The sequence below is a fragment of the Thiorhodococcus minor genome (genome assembly GCF_010820565.1).
In the GTDB taxonomy this organism is placed as follows: domain Bacteria; phylum Pseudomonadota; class Gammaproteobacteria; order Chromatiales; family Chromatiaceae; genus Thiorhodococcus; species Thiorhodococcus minor.
In genome coordinates this window covers 1-18,334 of the sequence record NZ_JAAIJQ010000020.1, presented here as the reverse complement: position 1 = coordinate 18,334, position 18,334 = coordinate 1, and the positions used below count along the sequence as shown (strand labels likewise).

The 18,334-nt window shown below is 64.6% G+C and carries 17 protein-coding genes; 12 read left to right on the top strand and 5 right to left on the bottom strand.

Annotated features, from left to right (window positions below; all coding sequences use genetic code 11):
* Positions 1–73 precede the first annotated feature (73 nt).
* The 6 genes from G3446_RS08710 to G3446_RS08685 all read left to right on the top strand — a co-directional run bounded on the left by G3446_RS08710 (position 74) and on the right by G3446_RS08685 (position 5,331).
* Positions 74–823, top strand: coding sequence for a YebC/PmpR family DNA-binding transcriptional regulator (locus tag G3446_RS08710; protein ID WP_164452444.1), 750 nt, complete (start codon positions 74–76; stop codon positions 821–823).
* Between the two features lie 52 nt (positions 824–875).
* Positions 876–1,400: a crossover junction endodeoxyribonuclease RuvC gene (gene ruvC / locus G3446_RS08705; protein WP_164452443.1), complete on the top strand. Its 525-nt coding sequence runs from the start codon at positions 876–878 to the stop codon at positions 1,398–1,400.
* Between the two features lie 4 nt (positions 1,401–1,404).
* Positions 1,405–2,013, top strand: a complete 609-nt coding sequence (gene ruvA, locus G3446_RS08700) for a Holliday junction branch migration protein RuvA (protein ID WP_164452442.1) — start codon at positions 1,405–1,407, stop codon at positions 2,011–2,013.
* A 113-nt stretch (positions 2,014–2,126) separates the two neighbouring features.
* The gene (gene glcE, locus G3446_RS08695; RefSeq protein WP_342450073.1) at positions 2,127–3,209 is read left to right on the top strand and encodes a glycolate oxidase subunit GlcE; all 1,083 of its coding nucleotides are present in this window, start codon (positions 2,127–2,129) and stop codon (positions 3,207–3,209) included.
* Between the two features lie 9 nt (positions 3,210–3,218).
* A complete protein-coding gene (glcF, locus tag G3446_RS08690; RefSeq protein ID WP_164452440.1) occupies positions 3,219–4,448 on the top strand; it encodes a glycolate oxidase subunit GlcF in 1,230 nt (409 codons plus the stop codon).
* Complete coding sequence (locus tag G3446_RS08685) at positions 4,441–5,331, top strand: 2-hydroxy-3-oxopropionate reductase (RefSeq protein WP_164452439.1); 891 nt, start codon at positions 4,441–4,443, stop codon at positions 5,329–5,331. The genes glcF and G3446_RS08685 overlap by 8 nt, the downstream gene beginning before the upstream one ends.
* Here the strand turns inward: G3446_RS08685 and G3446_RS08680 are convergent.
* Positions 5,296–7,758 (bottom strand): bifunctional diguanylate cyclase/phosphodiesterase, encoded by a 2,463-nt coding sequence (locus G3446_RS08680; RefSeq protein ID WP_342450072.1) that lies wholly within the window; start codon positions 7,756–7,758, stop codon positions 5,296–5,298. The two genes, G3446_RS08685 and G3446_RS08680, sit on opposite strands and share 36 nt — an antisense overlap.
* Positions 7,759–7,879: 121 nt before the next feature.
* Here G3446_RS08680 and G3446_RS08675 point away from each other — a divergent pair, with 121 nt between their 5' ends.
* Positions 7,880–8,098: a hypothetical protein gene (locus tag G3446_RS08675; protein WP_164452438.1), complete on the top strand. Its 219-nt coding sequence runs from the start codon at positions 7,880–7,882 to the stop codon at positions 8,096–8,098.
* Positions 8,099–8,168: 70 nt separating this feature from the next.
* On the opposite strand, the gene G3446_RS08670 is transcribed toward G3446_RS08675, so the two are convergent.
* The 3 genes from G3446_RS08670 to G3446_RS08660 all read right to left on the bottom strand — a co-directional run bounded on the left by G3446_RS08670 (position 8,169) and on the right by G3446_RS08660 (position 9,786).
* Positions 8,169–8,576, bottom strand: a complete 408-nt coding sequence (locus tag G3446_RS08670) for a type 2 periplasmic-binding domain-containing protein (protein ID WP_164452437.1) — start codon at positions 8,574–8,576, stop codon at positions 8,169–8,171.
* 203 nt (positions 8,577–8,779) lie between these two features.
* Positions 8,780–9,100 (bottom strand): hypothetical protein, encoded by a 321-nt coding sequence (locus G3446_RS08665; RefSeq protein ID WP_164452436.1) that lies wholly within the window; start codon positions 9,098–9,100, stop codon positions 8,780–8,782.
* Positions 9,101–9,216: 116 nt separating this feature from the next.
* Positions 9,217–9,786 (bottom strand): hypothetical protein, encoded by a 570-nt coding sequence (locus tag G3446_RS08660; protein ID WP_164452435.1) that lies wholly within the window; start codon positions 9,784–9,786, stop codon positions 9,217–9,219.
* Positions 9,787–10,295: 509 nt separating this feature from the next.
* Here G3446_RS08660 and G3446_RS08655 point away from each other — a divergent pair.
* Genes G3446_RS08655 through G3446_RS08645 form a run of 3 tightly spaced genes read left to right on the top strand, consistent with a single transcriptional unit; the run spans position 10,296 to position 13,790 of the window.
* On the top strand, positions 10,296–11,663 hold the full coding sequence (locus G3446_RS08655) for a Do family serine endopeptidase (protein WP_342450071.1): 1,368 nt from the start codon (positions 10,296–10,298) through the stop codon (positions 11,661–11,663).
* Positions 11,664–11,685: 22 nt separating this feature from the next.
* Positions 11,686–12,360, top strand: coding sequence for a winged helix-turn-helix domain-containing protein (locus G3446_RS08650; protein WP_164452433.1), 675 nt, complete (start codon positions 11,686–11,688; stop codon positions 12,358–12,360).
* The gene (locus G3446_RS08645) at positions 12,357–13,790 is read left to right on the top strand and encodes a sensor histidine kinase (RefSeq protein ID WP_164452432.1); all 1,434 of its coding nucleotides are present in this window, start codon (positions 12,357–12,359) and stop codon (positions 13,788–13,790) included. Before G3446_RS08650 ends, G3446_RS08645 begins: the two co-directional genes overlap by 4 nt.
* 62 nt (positions 13,791–13,852) lie before the next feature.
* Here G3446_RS08645 and G3446_RS08640 read toward each other — a convergent pair whose 3' ends face one another.
* Positions 13,853–15,061 carry an exo-beta-N-acetylmuramidase NamZ family protein gene (locus G3446_RS08640; RefSeq protein WP_164452431.1) on the bottom strand — a complete coding sequence of 403 codons (1,209 nt, stop codon included), beginning with the start codon at positions 15,059–15,061 and terminating at the stop codon, positions 13,853–13,855.
* A gap of 341 nt (positions 15,062–15,402) precedes the next feature.
* Between G3446_RS08640 and queA the strand changes: the two genes are divergently transcribed.
* Positions 15,403–16,449, top strand: a complete 1,047-nt coding sequence (gene queA, locus G3446_RS08635) for a tRNA preQ1(34) S-adenosylmethionine ribosyltransferase-isomerase QueA (RefSeq protein WP_164452430.1) — start codon at positions 15,403–15,405, stop codon at positions 16,447–16,449.
* 780 nt (positions 16,450–17,229) lie between these two features.
* Positions 17,230–17,634, top strand: coding sequence for an H-NS family nucleoid-associated regulatory protein (locus tag G3446_RS08630; RefSeq protein WP_164452429.1), 405 nt, complete (start codon positions 17,230–17,232; stop codon positions 17,632–17,634).
* The last annotated feature ends 700 nt before the right edge of the window (positions 17,635–18,334 follow it).

Sequence of the window (18,334 nt, the reverse complement as noted above, 5' to 3'; positions counted from 1 at the left end):
TCACAGGTCCGGTCGGTCGAGGGCCCCAAATCGGCGCGCGCCGATCCGCATGCTCACGCAGGAGACGCTATTCATGGCCGGGCACAGTAAATGGGCCAACATCAAGCATCGTAAGGCCGCGCAGGACAAGCAGCGCGGCAAGGTCTGGACCAAGCTGATTCGCGAGGTGACGGTCGCCTCGCGAGAGGGTGGGCCGGATCCGGCGGCGAATCCGCGCTTGCGCCTCGCCGTCGACAAGGCCTTCGCGGCGAACATGCCGCGCGATACCGTCGACCGCGCCATCAAGCGCGGCGCCGGTGGCCAGGACGGCGACAATTACGAGGAGATTCGCTACGAAGGCTATGGCCCTGGGGGCGTCGCCATCATGGTGGATTGCATGACCGACAACCGGAACCGAACCGCATCCGACGTGCGTCACGCCTTCACCAAGCGCGGCGGCAATCTCGGCACGGACGGCTCGGTGAGCTATCTCTTCGCCAAGCAGGGCGTCATCAGCTTCCAGCCGGGCACGGACGAGGACACCGTCATGGAGGCGGCGCTCGAGGCGGGTGCCGAGGACGTGGTCGTCAATGACGACACCTCGCTCGATGTCATCACCACCCCGGAGAGCTTTGCCAGCGTCAAGGATGCCCTGACTCAGGCCGGACTCGATACCGAGGCCGCCGAGATCACCTACAATGCCGCGACCCAGGTCGAGCTGGACCAGGAGACGGCGGAAAAGCTCCTCAAGCTGGTCGACCACCTTCAGGATCTCGACGATGTGCAAGACGTCTACCACAACGCCGATATCGCCGACGAGATCCTCGAGGCCCTGGATGCCTGATCGCGGATCCTGGGCTCCTGTCCGTTGCCAGCGCCTCTGCTCCGGCTGACCCATGCGGCTGCCGCATCGCATTCTCGGCATCGACCCCGGCTCGCGCATCACAGGCTTCGCCGTCATCGACACGGACGGACACCAGAGCGCACGCATCAATAGCGGCTGCATTCGGGTTGGCGCGGAGCCTTGGCCCGATCGGCTCGGGCTCATTTTCGACCGCGTCTCCGCTATCGTTGCCGAGTATCGGCCGCACGAGATGGCCGTCGAACAGCTCATCTTCGCCCGCGACCCCACGGCTGCGCTCAAGATCGGCCAGGCGCGCGGTGCCGTGCTCTGTGCTGGCCTCAAGGGTGGCGTGACTGTGCACGAGTACAGCCCCAAGTCGGTCAAGCTCGCGGTCGTCGGGACGGGCGGCGCCGAGAAGTCTCAGGTCCAGCACATGGTGCGGGTGCTCTTGTCCCTGGGCGAGCGTCCCGCCGAGGACGAGGCGGACGCCTTGGCCATCGCCCTCTGTCATGCGCACTCGATGGGCATCCCGGCGCGCAAGCGCGCCGCTGCCTCATGGCGCGATTGGAGGCCCTAAGCCCATGATCGGCCGTCTGCGTGGGGAGATCCTGATCAAGCGCCCGCCCCAGCTGCTGCTGGAGGTCGGTGGTGTCGGCTATGAGCTGGAAGCTCCGATGTCGACCTTCTACGAGCTGCCGGCCGTGGGCGAGACCGTGACCCTCATCACCCATCTGGCGGTGCGCGAGGACGCCCAGATCCTCTACGGCTTCATTCGCGAGTCGGATCGCGCGCTCTTCCGTGCCCTGCTCAAGGTCTCAGGGGTCGGCGCCCGAATGGCGCTGGCGATCCTTTCCGGGATGGACGCGGCACGCTTCGGGCAATGCGTCGAGCAGGAGGACGCGACCGCCTTGACCCGCATTCCCGGCATCGGCAAGAAGACTGCCCAGCGTCTCGTCATCGAGATGCGCGACCGCATCCCGGCGGCGGATGCCCAGGCGCAGGGTCTGCCGATGCCGATCGGGGGGCTGGCCGACGATCGCGACCAAGCCATGGCCGATGCCGTCAGCGCGCTGGTCGCGCTTGGCTACCGCTCACCGGACGCGAGCCGCATGGCGCGCGCGGTCGACGACGGTGCCAAGACCTCGGAGGAGATCATCCGGGCCGCGCTCAAATCGGTCAGTCTAGGCTGAGCGCCTAGGCGTGCCCTGCCGAGGGGTTGGGTTGCCGCCACATGCCCCGACTTCCGCTAGGGTCAGTGGGCCCGTGGGCCCTGTCTGTCGTTGAAACCCGGACGAGGTCGAGCGTGGAACAGGATCTGACAACCGAGCTTCGAGACCGCGTTCGCGCCGCAGCGGTGGATGCTAGACCGCTCGCCCTCGTCGGGCATGGAACCAAGTCGTTCCTTGGGCGCGCCCTGGACGCGGAGGCGATCGCGCTGTCCGCGCATGCGGGCATTCTCAATTACCAGCCCAAGGAGCTGGTCATCACCGCCCGCTCAGGGACACCCCTCGCCGAGATCGAGTCCGTCCTGGCGGAGGCGGGTCAGATGCTCGCCTTCGAGCCTCCTCATTTCGCTCGCTCCGCCGACGCAGGTGCGACGCTCGGCGGCACCATCGCGGCCGGACTGTCCGGTCCGGCGCGTCCCTACCTCGGCTCGGCCCGGGATCTCGTCTTGGGTGTGCGCGTCCTCACCGGCGGTGGCGAGGTGCTGAGATTCGGCGGCGAGGTCATGAAGAATGTCGCCGGCTACGACGTCTCGCGCCTCATGGTCGGCGCACTCGGCACCCTCGGCATCCTCTTGGACGTCAGCCTCAAGGTCTTGCCCGCGCCCTCGGCCACGCAGACGCAGGTGCTTGATTGCGGCGAGGCGGATGCGCTCCGGCTGATGGGCGAGTGGGCGGCCAAGCCCCTGCCCGTCACCGCCACCTGCTTCGATGGCGAGCATCTCTGGGTCCGCCTGTCGGGGGCGGCGCAGGGTGTGAGGGAGGCCTTGGAGCGGATCGGCGGCGATGCCGTCGAGCCCGACCCGGCGAAGCATCTTTGGCATCACTTGCTCCGCGAGCAGCAGCACGGCTTCTTCGCTGGAGATGTGCCTTTGTGGCGCCTATCCATGCCGCAAGCCGCGCCTCGGCCGGCGCTCGACGGTGTCATGCTGGTCGAGTGGGGCGGCGGGCAACGCTGGCTGCGCAGCGAGGATGCCCCGGAGAAGGTTCGCGAGGCGGTCGCTAAGCTAGGTGGCCATGCGACGCTGTTCCGTGGTGGCGATCGCTTCGGTGAGGTCTTTCACCCCCTTCCGGTGCACATGATGCAGCTGCATCGGCGCGTCAAGACGGCGTTCGATCCGCACGGCATCCTCAACCCCGGTCGGCTCTACGCTGGCCTCTAGGAGTCCAGTGTGCAAACCGAGATTCTGCCTGACTTTCTCGCGACCGCCGAAGGGCAGGAGGCCGATGCCATCCTGCGCGCCTGCGTGCACTGTGGTTTTTGTACCGCGACTTGTCCGACCTATCAGCTGCTCGGCGACGAGCTGGACGGGCCGCGCGGGCGCATCTACCAGATCAAGATGGTGCTGGAGGGACAGACGCCGACGCGGGTGACGCAACAGCACCTGGATCGCTGTTTGACCTGCCGGGCCTGTGAGACCACCTGTCCCTCCGGCGTGCGCTATGCGCGGCTCGCGGATATCGGGCGTCATTACGTCGAGGAGCGGACTCGGCGTCCGTTGCCCGAGCGCCTACTGCGTGCCTTGATGCTGCGGATCCTTCCGCATCCGCGCCGCATTCGGCCCTTGCTCGGGCTGGCGCGTGCCCTGCGTCCGGCCTTGCCGCGCGTCCTCGGCGCCAAGCTTCCAGATGCGCCCCCAGCTGGGCCTTGGCCGAGCCCGGCGGGGCGGCGTCGGATGCTGGTGCTCGCTGGGTGCGTGCAGTCGGTGACGACGCCGCGGACCAACGCGGCCGCGGCGCGCGTGCTGGCGCGCCTCGGTATCGATCTGGCCGAGGCGTCGGAGGCCGGTTGCTGTGGCGCGCTGGCCTATCACCTCAACGCGCGCGAGACCGCGTTGGATGCCATGCGGGGCAATATCGACGCCTGGTGGCCCGAGATCCAGGCCGGCTGTGAGGCGATCCTGGTCACGGCCAGCGGCTGTGGCGCCATGGTCAAGGAATACGGTGAGGTGCTCGCCCAGGACCCAGACTATGCCGCGAAGGCCGCCCGGGTGTCGGCGCTCGCGCGCGACCCCGCCGAAGTCCTGGGTGCGGAGGGTCTCGCCGCACTCGGCGAGCTCGGGAGTGGCCGCAAAGTCGCCTTCCACGCGCCCTGCAGCCTGCAGCACGGCCAGCAGCTCAAGCAGGTGGTCGAGCCGATTTTGAGCCGTCTCGGCTTCGTCCTCACGCCCGTGCCGGACGGACATCTCTGCTGCGGCTCCGCGGGGACCTATTCCATCACGCAGCCGGCGCTATCCGCCGAGCTGAAGGCGAGAAAGCTCGATGCCTTGGCGTCCGGTGCCCCGGAAATGATCGCAACGGCGAATGTCGGCTGCCAGCTCCATCTGGGCGCGGGTGCGGAGGTTCCTGTGGTGCACTGGCTCGAGCTCCTAGACACCAATGAGGCGGTCGCGCATGAGTGAGAGATTGGGATTCATCGGCCTCGGGATCATGGGGCGCCCGATGGCGCTGAACCTCTTGAAGGCGGGCTACGAGCTGCACGTCCACGCCCGCCGTGAGGCGTCCATGCGGCCGTTGGCGGACGCCGGGGCGCTGACCTGTGCCAGTGCGGCGGATGTCGCGCAGCGGGCCGACGTCATCTTCACCATGGTCTCGGATACTCCGGACGTCGAGGCCGTGATCCTGGGCGACCAGGGAATCATCCAGGGCGCGCGCCCCGGCTCGGTGGTCATCGATATGAGCACCATCTCGGCGTCGGCCACGCGACGGATCGCCGCGCAGCTGGGTGAGCAGGGCGTCGCTATGCTGGATGCGCCTGTCTCAGGTGGGGAGGCTGGCGCCATCGCGGGCACGCTTTCCATCATGGTCGGTGGCTCGGAGGCGGCGTTCGAGCGTGTGCTGCCGCTGCTGCGCGTCATGGGGAAGCGTATCGTCCACATCGGTGAAAGCGGTGCGGGCCAGGTGTGCAAGTCCTGTAATCAGATCGTGGTCGGCGCCACCATCGCCGGTGTGGCCGAAGCCGTCCTGCTCGCGCAGTCCGCGGGCGTCGATCCGGCACGGGTGCGCGAGGCCTTGCTGGGCGGATTTGCGAGCAGTCGCGTCCTGGAGGTCCACGGGCGGCGCATGATCGAGGATGACTTCGAGCCCGGCTTCAAGGCCCGCCTGCACCAGAAGGACATGCGTATCGTCGGAGAGGCCGCGGCAGAGCTTGGGCTCTGTCTGCCCTCGGCGGCCATGATCTCCCAGTACCTCAATGCCCTGGTGGGCCAGGGCCTGGGCGATCTGGATTCTTCGGCCATTGCGAAGGTGTTACGCGCGCTCGCCGACCCTGAGTCCTTGGTTTGAGCGCACCCAGGTCTCGAGCTGTTCCAGTGGCAGAGGTCGGCTGAAGAGGTAGCCTTGAGCGCAGTCGACGCCGATGTCTTCCAAGATGTCGAGCACTTGGGTCTTGTCAACGAACTCGGCGATGACCCGCTTCCCCATGCCATGTGCCATGTCGGTGACGGCCTTCACGAAGATTCTGTCCTCGCGATTGTTCGGCAGCTCGCGGATGAAGGCGCCGTCGATCTTGATGTCGTCGACCGGGAGCTGGCGCAGATAGGCATAGGATGCGTAGCCGCTGCCGAAGTCGTCGAGTGCGAAGCGGCAGCCGAGCTCCTTGATGTTGAGCATCAGGCGTGTCGCGCTCGTGAGGCTGTTGATGGCGACGCTCTCCGTGATCTCGAAGGAGATGCGGGACGGCTCGACCGCCTGCTTGGCGAGCAGCCGGCTGAGCGTTTCGAGGATTGCCGGGTCGTCCATCGCGTTGGCCGACAGATTGATCGCGAGCTTGAGATCCTTGTGCTCCGATAGCGTCGTGAGCGCTCGCCTGAGCACCCAATGATCGATCGCTTGGATCTGTCCGGTCTGCTCGGCGATGGGGATGAAGCGATCGGGCGGCGTCATCTCTCCGTGGCGATCGCGCAGACGCAGCAGGGACTCGGCATGGCAGATCGCTCGGCTGCGAATGTCGATGATCGGCTGAAAATGCATGGTGAAGCGGTCCTCGCGGAGCGCCTCGGCAATTTCCTCTTTCCACAGAATTCTCGCGTCCAGCCGCTCGCGCACCTTGTCGTCATCCGAAAAGACCTGCCACCGATCCCTTCCGAGCTCCTTGGCGCGGTACATCGCCAGATCCGCGCTCGCCAGCAGCTCTGCGACTTCCTTGCCTTGTGAGGGGAAGGTGACGATCCCGATGCTTGCCGAGATCTGGTGCTGACGCCCTTGCTCTCGGATGGTGATCGCGCGGATGACCTGCTGGGCGCGCTCGGCCAATTGTCTGGCATCGTCGAGACTTGCCTCGGGCAGGACGATGGCGAACTCATCGCCGCCGAGTCGGGCGACGAGATCGCTGGAGCGCGTGACCTCGTTGATTGCATCGGCGACGCGCTGAAGGAGACCGTCCCCGACTTGATGCCCACTCAGATCGTTGACGTCCTTGAATGCGTCGAGGTCCAGGTAGAGGAGAGTCCCCGGATGCTGGTAACGGATTGCCCGCTCGACGATTAGGGCGAAGTCCTCGTTGAAGCGGCGGCGGTTCATCAGGCGCGTCAGCGGATCATGGTCGGCCAGCCAGAGGAAGCGCTCCTCGGCCTGCTCGCGGTCCTGCTGCAGATGCTCCATCCGGTCGGTCAGACTTCCGACCGTCTTGACCATGAGGTCAATTTCGTCATGAGGTGAACGGGCGATGCCGAATTGCGCGAGATCGGCACGAAGGTCCTGGTAGCGCTTCTCCGCGAGCAAGGGCAGGGCGCCCGCGAGTCTCTTCAGACGGCGCAGAGGTGCTTGCATGATCAAGAGCAGCAGTAGCTCGGAGAGGACGATGCCGGCGATGCCGATCAAAAGGCTGCGACGGGTGGCCGCCTGGATACCGAGCCTTTGCTGCGTCACGTCATTGATGACGTAGGCGTCGACACCGTCAGCGAGACCAGGGATACGAAAGATCTCGAACCAGCCGTCCTCTAAGCCGACGAGAACCGGCTCGCGCGTCCGCTGCATCTCCATGAGACTCGGTCCCGCGGCCCTCAGGATCGGTAGCGACCGGGGCGGATAGGTCAGGATGGGCAGGGCGAGATAGTCGGGCTGAGCGGGGTCGAGCAGACTCTGGCCGTCATTCGCCGTGACGACGTCGATACCGATGTCGGCTCCCGTCAGCGTATGGAAGGCGAGCAGCGCGTCGGCGAGCGAGCGCTCCAGTGTCAGGGAGCCGGCGAAGCGTCCCTGCCACAGCAGTGGGATGGCAATGAACTGTCCGCAGCTTTGTCCGCAAGCCAGAGCGGACGCTGTCTTTTCCGGTGACTCCCGCAGGGTGGAGAGCAGCGCATCGGGAAGCGTGCTCGCCTGCCCTGGCCAGGCGATGGCCACCTGGCCTTCTCTGGTGACCCAATGAACCGATGTGACATCCCATTCCAGCCCGAGGACCGCGCCATTGGTATCGAGTGCCTGGGTCAGGCGGTCGTTGAGACTGGTGGCATCGGCCGGACCGAGCAGAGGCACTAGGGTTGCCAGCTTGGTCATTCCTTGCTCCCGCTCTTTCAGCATCGCACGCAGCTGACGTGCTTGCTGGTCGCGCAGGCGGGATTGCTGCAGCTCGAACTGCCCTGTCGACTGCACGTAGGCGAGTGCCGCAAGGCCGACATTGACGGCGATGAGCAGCAGGCTGAGTGCAATCAGCGCCTTCCAGCGCAGGCTCAGATAGGGCGGAGGCCAGAATCCTTTCAGCAAAGGGAGCACTCAACGACTCCAGATGGGTCGAATGACCGGCCAGATGCGAGATTGCGCGTCGGTCGGGCCGGTGGGCACGGCTCTCTGCGCCCGTCGGAGCGCGTCGCTCTCTCGATGGAGTTGGCAGTGGATGCCACGCATGTTCGGTGACTACGAGCTCCTCAGGGGCTTCGGCGTCGACGCGCTCTTTCGGGCCTTTCTCGTTAGGGCCGTACTCTTCGCGGTCCGGGGTCTCTGGTCATCAACACCGATTGCCGGCGACGGACGGATCCATATCAGCTCCACGGCTGCCCTTAAGGGCGCCCTTGAATTCGAGCAGAGGATCTCCTGCGCTCCCCATGTGACGTGACACATGTCTGTGCGGGCGTGACCGCGGATTGCAACTGCAGCTGGCTCGATCCGGCAATTCGGTGTGATTCTCAGTGAATCTGCACGGCCCTGACTCCCAAGCTTGGCTCGCTCGACTCGATGTAGCCAATGGCTCCTGGGGTCGATGCCACGCGTTGGATCATCTCGTCCTCTGAGGAGACGCGCGTCGGCGCTTGTCCTGTCCCAGTGAAGATCTGTCTGTCCCAGACACGTCTGAGCTGATAGGGATAGAGGCCAAGCACGACATTGACGAAACGTTGGTGGAGGTCATGGTCATCCGGCAGCACGAAGAGCCTGACCTGAGTCCCGTCAGGCCACTGCTTGAGCCGCATGGTGACATAGAGCCTGGCTTCGTTTCGCGTGAGCTCGGCAACGGCGGTGCTCTCGTTGACAATCAGCACCTGTGCTGCCGCGGGGGCGAGAAAGAGCGCGAATGTCAAGCAAGCCAAGCCCTTCATTCTGTTGCGTCCAGCGTCAGGTGGGTATCAATGGGCTTACTTGGCAAGGAATGGGCCGCTGCCAAGTCCAACTAAAGGCTGCTGCAAGTCTACTGTCTGGCGATGTGAAAGACCAAGGCAGTGGCGCGCCGAATCCAGCAGCGGATTCCGGCTTGTTTGGCGCGGAGATCTCGAGGGTGACGCCAGCGACCTTGACAGGTGGGCTACTCGAAGACCTCTTTTGCGATGCCGTTGACGACGACGACACGCGCCATTCCGCCCTCTTCCACTGGGCAGAAGTAGCTGAGGATGGAAACGCTCTGCACCTCCTGGGGAGGGGCGTCCGGCGCTGGGCCAATGGCGTAGCGCGACTGCCTTGACGCCGAGAAACAGCCGCAGCTCGCAAGCTCCGAGGTTGTCATCCCGGGTGCGGGCGTGCGGCGATCCGTGCGGCTGCTGCCTTGCGTTTGGCAGCCTCCAAGCGCAAGCGCCAGGGCGCTCGCGAGCGTTATGGTCAGGAAGGCTGCTGTGGGGGTATTGGTCAATGGGCTGCCCGAATCTGCGCCTGAAACGTCGATGCTCAGGGGGGCGGCGATGAGGCGCGAAGCGCATGGGAGTGCCTCGGCAGGGTGCTGCCCGAGGCGCTCTCGAGCCTCGCGGTCTACTGGAACTTTACATCGCCGCTGATGATGCGCATGTAGCTCGCCTCCACCCCGTCGCCGACGGCAAGCGAGTCGAGCAGCGCGGGATCCTCGACCTTCAAGGTGACGAGGCGGTTGGGGCCGCGAACGCTGACAGTCGATGCGGCCTTGTCCATGGATTCTACGCGACCGCTGATGGTGAGGGTGTCGACGATCGCGCCGGATGGCTTGGTGCCCGGATCCCGCTCGGTGGTTGTGCGCTTGGACATGCCGATGGTCCCCGCGCCGTCGCCCTTCTTGAGATCGACAAGGAGCGCTTGGGTCTCGGTAATGGTCAGCAGGTTGCCGATCTTGATCTCACTCAGTCGCGTGACCTCTTTGGGCACATGCAGGACCTCGAAGCGCCCGTCAGGGGTTTCGATGGTCAGCATGCGTTTTTCCTGGTTCACGATGGTCACGGTTCCCGTGAGCTCCATGGAGGCGGCTGCCCCGGCGATCGGCATGGTTTCAGTCTGCGCTTGCGCGGCGCTTGCGAGCGTCATCGCGAGGAGACCGGCGGTCAGGGTTGGGATGCGCGGTTGGCTTGGCATGTTGTCGCTCCTGTTGGATGTCGAGCTCGTGGGACGTGGATCCTTTCGGACGTAGATCTTCTCGTTACGAACGGATGAGCGCGGAGGCGAGCTTGAGTGGGTCTCGATGGCTCCGCTCGCTCCCAAGGGGGCGAGCTTGAACAGGTCCTGGACCCTTTGCTCGGGCTCGATGCCGGCATCGGCGTTGTCTGACCGCGATGCTTGGCGCGACATAACCAAAAGTTAAGCCGGCGTTAAGCCCGCTGCAATGGAGCCGCCCCGATACTTCGGCGTGATCGCGGTGCCGTCGCGGTGTGGTCTCGAGAGATTGCGCATGGCACCTGAGTTTCATCCTATATCGAGGTTGTCTTGCAATGACTGAGCTTCCTGGCGCTAACAAGCCTAGACGAAATGCGGCCACTCCTGGCCTGGTCAAGCGTGGACTGGCAGTGGTCGTCGCCAGCGCGCTTGCTGGCGGCGGGGCTATATGGGCACATGCCAACAGTCCCCTGCCGGGACAGGTAGCCAGCGTGCCAGCCGCGGGCAGCGCCTTGCTGCCGGGTTTCGCGGACGTGGCTGAGCGCGTGACGCCAGCTGTGGTCAACGTCAAGGTGACGGCGGAGCGCGCGGACCATGCGAGTCTGTCCGCCCATGGTACTTCCCCCAAGGGCATGCCCCTGCCTGAGCCGTTTCGCCGCTTCTTCGGCGAGCGAGGGCAGCTGGCGCCGCATCGAGTCGAGGGGCAGGGATCGGGATTCCTGATCGATCCAAGCGGCTACATCGTGACCAACAATCACGTCATCAAGGGTGCGACTGAGGTGGCCGTGGTGCTGAACGATGAGTCAGAGTATCTGGCGCGAGTCGTCGGTCGGGACGATAAGACGGATCTGGCGCTGCTGAAGATCGACGCGGGGACCCCGCTGCCCTATGTCGAGCTTGGCGATTCCTCGAGGGCGCGCGTCGGGGACTGGGTGCTCGCCGTCGGCAATCCATTCGGGCTCGGCGGCTCTGTGAATGCGGGTATCATCTCCGCGCGCGGCCGGGATATCCACTCTGGACCCTATGACGACTACTTGCAGATCGATGCCGCCATCAACCGCGGCAATTCGGGTGGACCCTTGTTCGACACCAGCGGTCGCGTGATCGGCGTGAACACGGCCATCTATTCCCCGACCGGTGGTAACGTCGGCATCGGTTTCGCCATCCCGGCGGAAACCGTGCGGGGGATCGTGGCCGATCTGCGCGAAGATGGTCGTGTAGAGCGCGGATGGCTGGGTATTCAAATCCAGGCCATCACGCCCGAGCTGGCGGCTGGTCTGGGGCTCGACGCGGCGGAGGGTGTCCTGGTCGCGGACGTCATGCGCGACGGGCCGGCAAGCAGGACGGATCTGCAAGCGGGAGATGTCGTGCTTCGCGTCAACGGCGAGCCCCTGAGGGATTACAAAGATCTTCCCAAGGTGGTCGCGAGCACCAAGGCCGGCTCGACCATGACGCTCGAGGTGGCCCGTGAGGGAAGGTTGCGTAGGATCGAGGTCACTGTCGGCGAGATGCCTGGCGAGGAAGGCGTTCTTGCGCGGCAGGGCCCGAGCGCCGATGGCGATCAGCCGCGCTTGGGCCTGTATCTGGCGCCCTTGACGCCGGAGAGGCGGATGCAGCAGGGACTGAGTGCGGCCCAGCAAGGCGTTCTCGTAGCCCGGGTCGAGCCCGGCAGCCCGGCCGCGAAGGCGGGTATCAAGTCGGGGAGTCTGATCTCGATGGTTGGCGCGGATCCGGTGGATTCCCCGGATCAGGTTGTCGCGGCCGTGCGCAAGGCGGCGAAAGCGCAGAAACAGGCCCTGATCCTGCGGGTGGAGCGAAATGGGCGAGCGCGCTTCGTCGCTGTCCCGCTGGCGGCCTGAGGAGTCAGCAAGCGGAGGGGGCATGCGAATCCTGCTGGTGGAAGACGACCGCCAGATGGCGGACTACCTTTATAAGGCCCTGGCGGAGTCGGGTGCCGTCGTGGACCAGGCCGCGAACGGTCGCGAAGGTCTGCTGCTCGCCGCGAGTGGCGATTACGACCTCTTGATCCTCGACCGCATGCTGCCTGGCCTGGACGGGCTCGGGATCGTCCGGACGCTGCGCGCCTCTGGCAACCAGACGCCTGTGCTCTTTCTCAGCGCACTCGGCGAGGTCGACGATCGGGTCGAGGGGCTGCGCGCAGGGGGCGATGACTACCTGATCAAGCCCTTCGCCTTCTCCGAGCTGCAAGCCCGCGTCGAGGCACTGCTGAGACGCGGGAGCCCGGATGCGCCCGAGACGCGGCTCCGGGTGGCGGATTTGGAGATGGATCTGCTGAAGCGCGAGGTCAGCCGTGCCGGTAAGCAGATCCTGTTGCAGCCGCGGGAGTTTCGCTTGCTCGAATGCCTGATGCGGCACGCCGGGCAGGTGGTCACGCGGACCATGCTGCTCGAGCAGGTGTGGGACTATCACTTCGATCCCCAGACGAACGTGATCGACGTGCACATCAGCCGGCTGCGCGGCAAGATCGACAAGGAGTTCGATATCCAGCTACTGCACACGGTGCGCGGGGCCGGCTATATGCTGCGCGCCGAATGATCTCTCAGGATCCGCCGTCCAGCCCTTGGGGCCAGCTGCGCACGGGCGCGGCCCGGATCCTGCGCAGCTCCACCTTTCGTCTGGCGCTGCTCTACGTCCTCCTGCTGAGCGTCTCTGTTGCCATCCTGCTCGGCTTCATCTACTGGTCGACGGCGGGCTACATGGACCGCCAGACGACGGCGACGATCCAAGCCGAGATCCGAGGGCTCGCCGAGCAGTATCGCCGGCGCGGCCTGGGCGGTCTGACGGCCCTGATCACCGAGCGGGTCGCGCGCGATCCCGTGGGTGCCAGCGTCTACCTCTTGGTCGACAGCGACCTCGCGCGCGTGGTGGGAAATCTGGACCGCTGGCCGCAGGAGATGCCGGATGCGGACGGCTGGATCCGTTTCAGGCTGCGCGAGTGGGGTCCGGCGCGCGCCGAAGAGCATGAGGCGCGCGCCCAGGTCTTTGCGCTGCGCGGTGGGCTGCGGCTACTGGTGGGGCGCGATGTTCGGGATCTCGAAGCCACGCGCGCCCTGATCCTGGATGCCTTGACCTGGGGGCTCGCCATCACGGCTGCCTTGGCCCTGCTCGGTGGCTGGCTGATGAGCGCTGGGCTGGTGCGCCGTCTGGAATCGATCAACCAGACCAGCCGCGAGATCATGGCGGGAGATCTTTCGCGGCGTATTCCACTGAGCGGCAGCGGCGACGATTTCGATCAGCTTGCCGCCAGTCTCAATGCGATGCTCGACCGTATCGAGCAGCTGATGGCAAGCGTGCGCCAGGTCTCCGACAACATCGCGCATGACCTGAGGACCCCGCTGACGCGCCTCAGGAACAAGCTCGAGCTGCTGAGCGCCGAGCTGCCCGCCTCGGGAAGGGCCGCAGATCTGGCGGAGGAGACCATTGGCGATGCCGAAGAGATGCTCGCGACCTTCAACGCCTTGCTGCGGATCGCGCGCATCGAGTCCGGCAGTCGCCGCGCCGCCTTCGCGGCTGTGGATCTGACCCCACTCGTTCAGGATGTCGTCGAGCTCTACGAGCCCCTCGCGGCGGACCGCGAGCAGCAGATCCTCTATACCAGCAGCGGCTTGGGGCGCGTCTTCGGCGATCGCGACCTCTTGTTCCAGGCGCTCGCCAATCTCGTCGACAATGCCATCAAATACACGCCCCCGGGCGGGGCGATCGCGATCGGCCTGGAGACCTTGCCCGGGGCGGGCGCGCGCGTCGAGGTGGCGGACAATGGACCAGGGATCCCGGTCGAGCTTCGCGAGCAGGTCTTCCGCCGCTTCTTCCGTGCCGACCATAGCCGCTCCACGCCGGGCAGCGGGCTGGGCTTGAGCTTGGTTCAGGCCGTCATCCAGCTGCACCATGGCTCCATCGCGCTGGCAGATCACCAGCCAGGCCTTCGGGTGATCCTGAGACTCGGCTCCGGGCGGTCCGCCGAATAGGCGGCCGCGACTGTCCTGAGAGCAGTCGGCCTCCCTGCCTGCTCCGGCCCGAGAAACCTGCGTCAGCCGTAGATGCGATGCGGTGCGACCCTGTCTGCCCAGACCGACTCGTCCGCAGCCAGGCGCCGATCGAAGTCGCCCGGCTGGGCCTCGGGGTCGTCGACCCATTCACGGAGGAAGGGCCCGCCCGCCAGCAGGTCGATCGCAAGTCGCTCGGTCTCGTACTCATAGTGGAAATCACGCCACAGCGGATAATCCGGGTATTCGGCGCGCAGCGACTTGAAGAGCAGGGCCATCAAGCGATAGGGGCGAAACTGCTCGTGCCGATAGTGCCTGTTATCCGTGTGTAGCTGGAGCCCCGAGCAGAGCTTGCCGGCATGCTTGTGGAAGGTGGGCGCGAGCCAGCAGGGCCGGATCAACGCGCCTTGGACCCATTCCTCTTGGTCCTGCCGCATACGCTTCAGGATGCGCTCGAAGCTAAGGTCGGGCGCGCCGACGAGCTCGAGCGCGGTTGTCGTGCCGCGGCCTTCCGAGAGCGTCGTGCCCTCGAGCAGGACGGTTCCGGGAAAGCAGCGCGCCATGTTGAGGCTGGATGCATTGGGGCTCGGATTGATCCAGGACAGCTCCGTCAGGGGCCAGCCGTAGCCGGGCGCCTCGGCTGGGCGGTAGTTCTCCATGGCGACGACATGCAGGTCCAGATCGAGCCCGCGCTGGCTCACCATCCACTTGGCGAGCTCGCCGAGCGTCAGTCCGTGGCGCATGAGCATGGGGCCCGCCCCGACGAAGCTCTCCCAGCCCGGCTCCAGTAGCGTTCCCTCCATCGGCCGTCCGGCCGGGTTCGGGCGGTCGAGGATCCAGATGCTTTTCCCCGCTGCCGAGCAGGACTCGAGCAGATAGGCGAGCGTGGTCACATAGGTGTAGATGCGCGTGCCGATGTCTTGAAGGTCGACGAGCAGGACATCGAAGCTGTCCAGCATGGACTGGGTCGGATAGCGGACCTCTCCATAAAGACTGAAGATCGGGATGCCGTAGCTTGGGTCGATCTCGTCGGTCGTCTCGATCATGTTGTCTTGCTTGTCGCCCTTCATACCGTGCTGCGGGCCGAAGGCGGCGCTGAGGTTGATCTCGCCAAGCGCCATGAGCGCATCCAGCGTGTGAATGCCTTCCGATGTCATCGAAGCGGCGTGTCCGAGCAGTGCGGCTCGACGGCCCCACAGCGGTTTTCTAAGGTCGGGGGTATCGAGCAATCTATCGATGCCGAGCTTCGTCATGGACGGGGATCCTGTGCTTGTGTCTCGTTCGGGCGATATCGATCGACAGCGCTATGAGTCGAGGATTGGAGCAGACAGCGGCCAAGTGGACCGGCAAGCGCCGCTCGCGGCCTTGATCGTCAGTTGGATCTGTAGGGTGGACGAGCGAGAGCGAAGTCCACCGAATCCCGCGCCGGCGTTGGTGGACTGCGCTGCGCTTGTCCACCCAGCGGGAGGCCGACCCAATCGATGATCGATGCCCTGCTCGCCAAGCCTCGTGGGCGCATGCGAGCATCGCCTACTCAGGTCGAGCGCATTCGTGTGCGATCAGTTCAGCGGCGCGACATGATAAACTCTCGGCGATGCGTCGTTCAGATTTCTATTATGATCTCCCGCCCGAGCTCATCGCTCAGTACCCGCTCGATCATCGCTCGGCCTCCCGATTGCTGGCCCTGAATGACTCGAGCGGCGATGACCCGGGAGTCGCCCATCGTGATTTGGTGTTTGCGGATCTTCCGACGCTGCTGCGCCCGAACGATCTGCTGGTTTTCAACAACACGCGCGTCATGCGTGCCCGGCTCTTCGGACGTAAGGCAACCGGGGGGCATGTCGAGCTCCTCGTCGAGCGTCTCCTGGGGCCAGAGGAGGCCTTGGTGCACATCAGGGCGAGCAAGCCGCCTAAAGCCGGGAGTCGAATAACGCTGGAAGTCGGACTGCAGGCCGAGGTTCTGCGGCGTGAAGGGGGCTTGTTTCTGCTCCGTTTGCTCCAATCCACCTTCATGGAGGTGATGGCTACGCACGGGCACATGCCCTTGCCGCCCTATATTCGCCGATCGGATGACGAGACCGACGACTCCAGGTATCAAACCCTTTTTGCGCGCGAAACCGGTGCTATTGCGGCACCGACTGCCGGCCTGCATTTCGATGAGCGGCTATTGGCCGAGCTGGACAGGCGCGGTGTGGGGCGTGTCGAGGTGACGCTCCACGTTGGCAGCGGAACCTTTCAGCCGGTGCGGGTGGACGATCTCAGCCAGCATGTGATGCACGCCGAGTGGCTGGAGGTCAATGAGTCCGTCTGTGAGTGTATTGCCGAGACGCGTCGGGCCGGGGGACGAGTCATTGCCGTCGGGACGACCTGCGTGCGCAGCCTGGAAGCCGCGGCGGCGGGTGGGGAGCTGCGACCCTTTCGAGGTGAGACCCGCCTATTCATTCGGCCCGGCTATCGCTTTCGTAGCGTAGACGCAATGATCACTAATTTTCACTTGCCCGAGTCGACGCTCTTGGTGCTGGTTGCCGCCTTCGCCGGCTACGAGCGCATCATGGCGGCATACCGTCACGCGGTCGCGCAGCGTTATCGATTCTTTAGCTATGGTGATGCCATGTTTCTCACGCCCACGCGCCAAGGCTGAGCTGCTGATCGTGCTGAGCTGGTGATTGTTAGGCGGTGCCCGATGGTGCGGGTCCTGTTCGGTCGCCACGCACTCTCCCATGGGTCTCCGCTGTCCTTACTGCGACCCTCGGTTGCGCTACTGACTGAGGCTCGACCTCTGTCGATTGGCCGTGCTGTCATCTTCGCCCCCTAGATCCACTTCCGCGAGCTTAGAAACAGCTGCGAGCGGTCAGCTTCCAGCATTCGTGCTGCCAAGCGCTTCGATATCTACGTCTTTGCTCGCCGGCAGCGTCAGTGAAAACCCCGCTCGATGGTTCATTGGTCGATGGTGAAAAGCTGACCCCTGAAGGCTGGGAGCTGATCGCTTCCTTGATGCCCTTTCAGTTCGAAAGACTGCATTTGCAGATCTGCCGTATCGCGCCGCCCCAGCTTTCTTCGAACTGTTAAAGCGAACGGGAGTTGCGTCTTTGGGCGATGGGCGCGAAGCCGATGATATCGGAGCTCGATTGCGCTGCAGGTCGGCTATGTGGATTCGCTTGAAGGCGAGGCGGAGATGGGTGCTGGGTGATTGGAGTCTGAGGCTTGGGGCTATCTGCTGCCTGTTTGAGCACGCTCCGTGATTTTCAGCGTGCTCATGATCTCCGCTATTGGTCCAGGATAGATGCTGAAAGACATGCCGGGAATGTGCAATAAGGCGTATGCTCCTTGACATCAGGCGGTGCGGGCATCCATCATTGCGGCGAGCCAGTGATGGTTATTTCTAAACTTTAAATGCTTATCTCTCGTGGAGGCGTCTCACGTGGATTACACTGATCTCAGTGTCGAAGAAATTCAACGGCAGCTTGAAGAGGCTGAAAGTAGGAAGGCAGAGCTGCGGCGTATGCTGGAAGTTCGGCGTGAAGAGCGCAAGGATGAGGTCGTCCAGCAGGTGAAGGACCTCATTATCAATAATGGCTATGAGCTGGACGAGATCATTTCGATGATCGCGCCACGTCGTCGGCGCGGCTCGGTAGGCTCGCGGAAGCTCGTTAGCAGCCGGCAGTACAAGCGATACGTCGACCCCGATAACTCGGAGAACGTCTACGTACGTGGTGTCCTGCCTGGATGGATGAAACAGAAGATGCGGGACCAGGGCTATGATCCATCTTCGAAGGATGATCGCGAGGCCTTCAAGGCGAATTCACTGCGTTTGGTCGAAGGCTGAGTGTCTCGAAACTGAGCCGCTAAAGGTTTCTGGCCGCCTTTGCGGCCGGCTTGTCGGCTAAGAGAGCGCTCTCCGATCACCGATCGCGCGCCGAATGTCGTTTGGCATTCGGCACGGTGGTGGGGCAAGGCTCCATTGCACTTAACTGTTCAGCCCCCTCCACGGATGCCACCCTCTTGAACGACGAATCAGTGGCTTACGCACAGGAGCAGCCGAAATTGGCGGGGGCTGAGCGCTTACCATTGCACAGCCGCCTCAGCCCCCAGGCTCGCTGAGCACTCCCACCTATGGTCTTTGGGTGGAGTGCGCGATGTGCGGTCCCTCTTCACTTCTCGCTAAATCTCGCCGCGTGCTCGTGCGTCAAGCTGCGCGTGGCTTCCTCCCCCTCCTCCTCTTGCTTTCGCCCGTCGTGGCTCCTTGGTCGGGTCTGAGCTGGTCCGTTTCTCACAAATGGAATCGCCCGCTGTGATAGGGCAGTTTGCTCCATGCGGGGGTGGGCATAAGCGCTTTGGGCCTTGATCATCGTATCGCCCACTCGGTCAAGCAGCCATTAGGCATCATTCAGGCGATGTGCCGTGGGAGCGGCGCCCCCCCGCGGTCGCGGGCCTGTGGCGGCGGGGCGCCCCGCCTAAGACCCGGCGCGTGGACGAAACGACGATCAAGGCCCCGCGTTTCGCCGTTCGGGGGAGTGGTGTGCTAA

Excerpts from the sequence above, each read along its gene's own strand:
- G3446_RS08710 (WP_164452444.1), top strand. The coding sequence starts at position 74 with ATGGCCGGGCACAGTAAATGGGCCAACATCAAGCATCGTAAGGCCGCG.
- ruvC (WP_164452443.1), top strand. The coding sequence starts at position 876 with ATGCGGCTGCCGCATCGCATTCTCGGCATCGACCCCGGCTCGCGCATC.
- ruvA (WP_164452442.1), top strand. The coding sequence starts at position 1,405 with ATGATCGGCCGTCTGCGTGGGGAGATCCTGATCAAGCGCCCGCCCCAG.
- G3446_RS08685 (WP_164452439.1), top strand. The coding sequence starts at position 4,441 with ATGAGTGAGAGATTGGGATTCATCGGCCTCGGGATCATGGGGCGCCCG.
- G3446_RS08675 (WP_164452438.1), top strand. The coding sequence starts at position 7,880 with ATGCCACGCATGTTCGGTGACTACGAGCTCCTCAGGGGCTTCGGCGTC.
- G3446_RS08670 (WP_164452437.1), bottom strand. The coding sequence starts at position 8,576 with ATGAAGGGCTTGGCTTGCTTGACATTCGCGCTCTTTCTCGCCCCCGCG.
- G3446_RS08660 (WP_164452435.1), bottom strand. The coding sequence starts at position 9,786 with ATGCCAAGCCAACCGCGCATCCCAACCCTGACCGCCGGTCTCCTCGCG.
- G3446_RS08650 (WP_164452433.1), top strand. The coding sequence starts at position 11,686 with ATGCGAATCCTGCTGGTGGAAGACGACCGCCAGATGGCGGACTACCTT.
- G3446_RS08645 (WP_164452432.1), top strand. The coding sequence starts at position 12,357 with ATGATCTCTCAGGATCCGCCGTCCAGCCCTTGGGGCCAGCTGCGCACG.
- G3446_RS08640 (WP_164452431.1), bottom strand. The coding sequence starts at position 15,061 with ATGACGAAGCTCGGCATCGATAGATTGCTCGATACCCCCGACCTTAGA.
- queA (WP_164452430.1), top strand. The coding sequence starts at position 15,403 with ATGCGTCGTTCAGATTTCTATTATGATCTCCCGCCCGAGCTCATCGCT.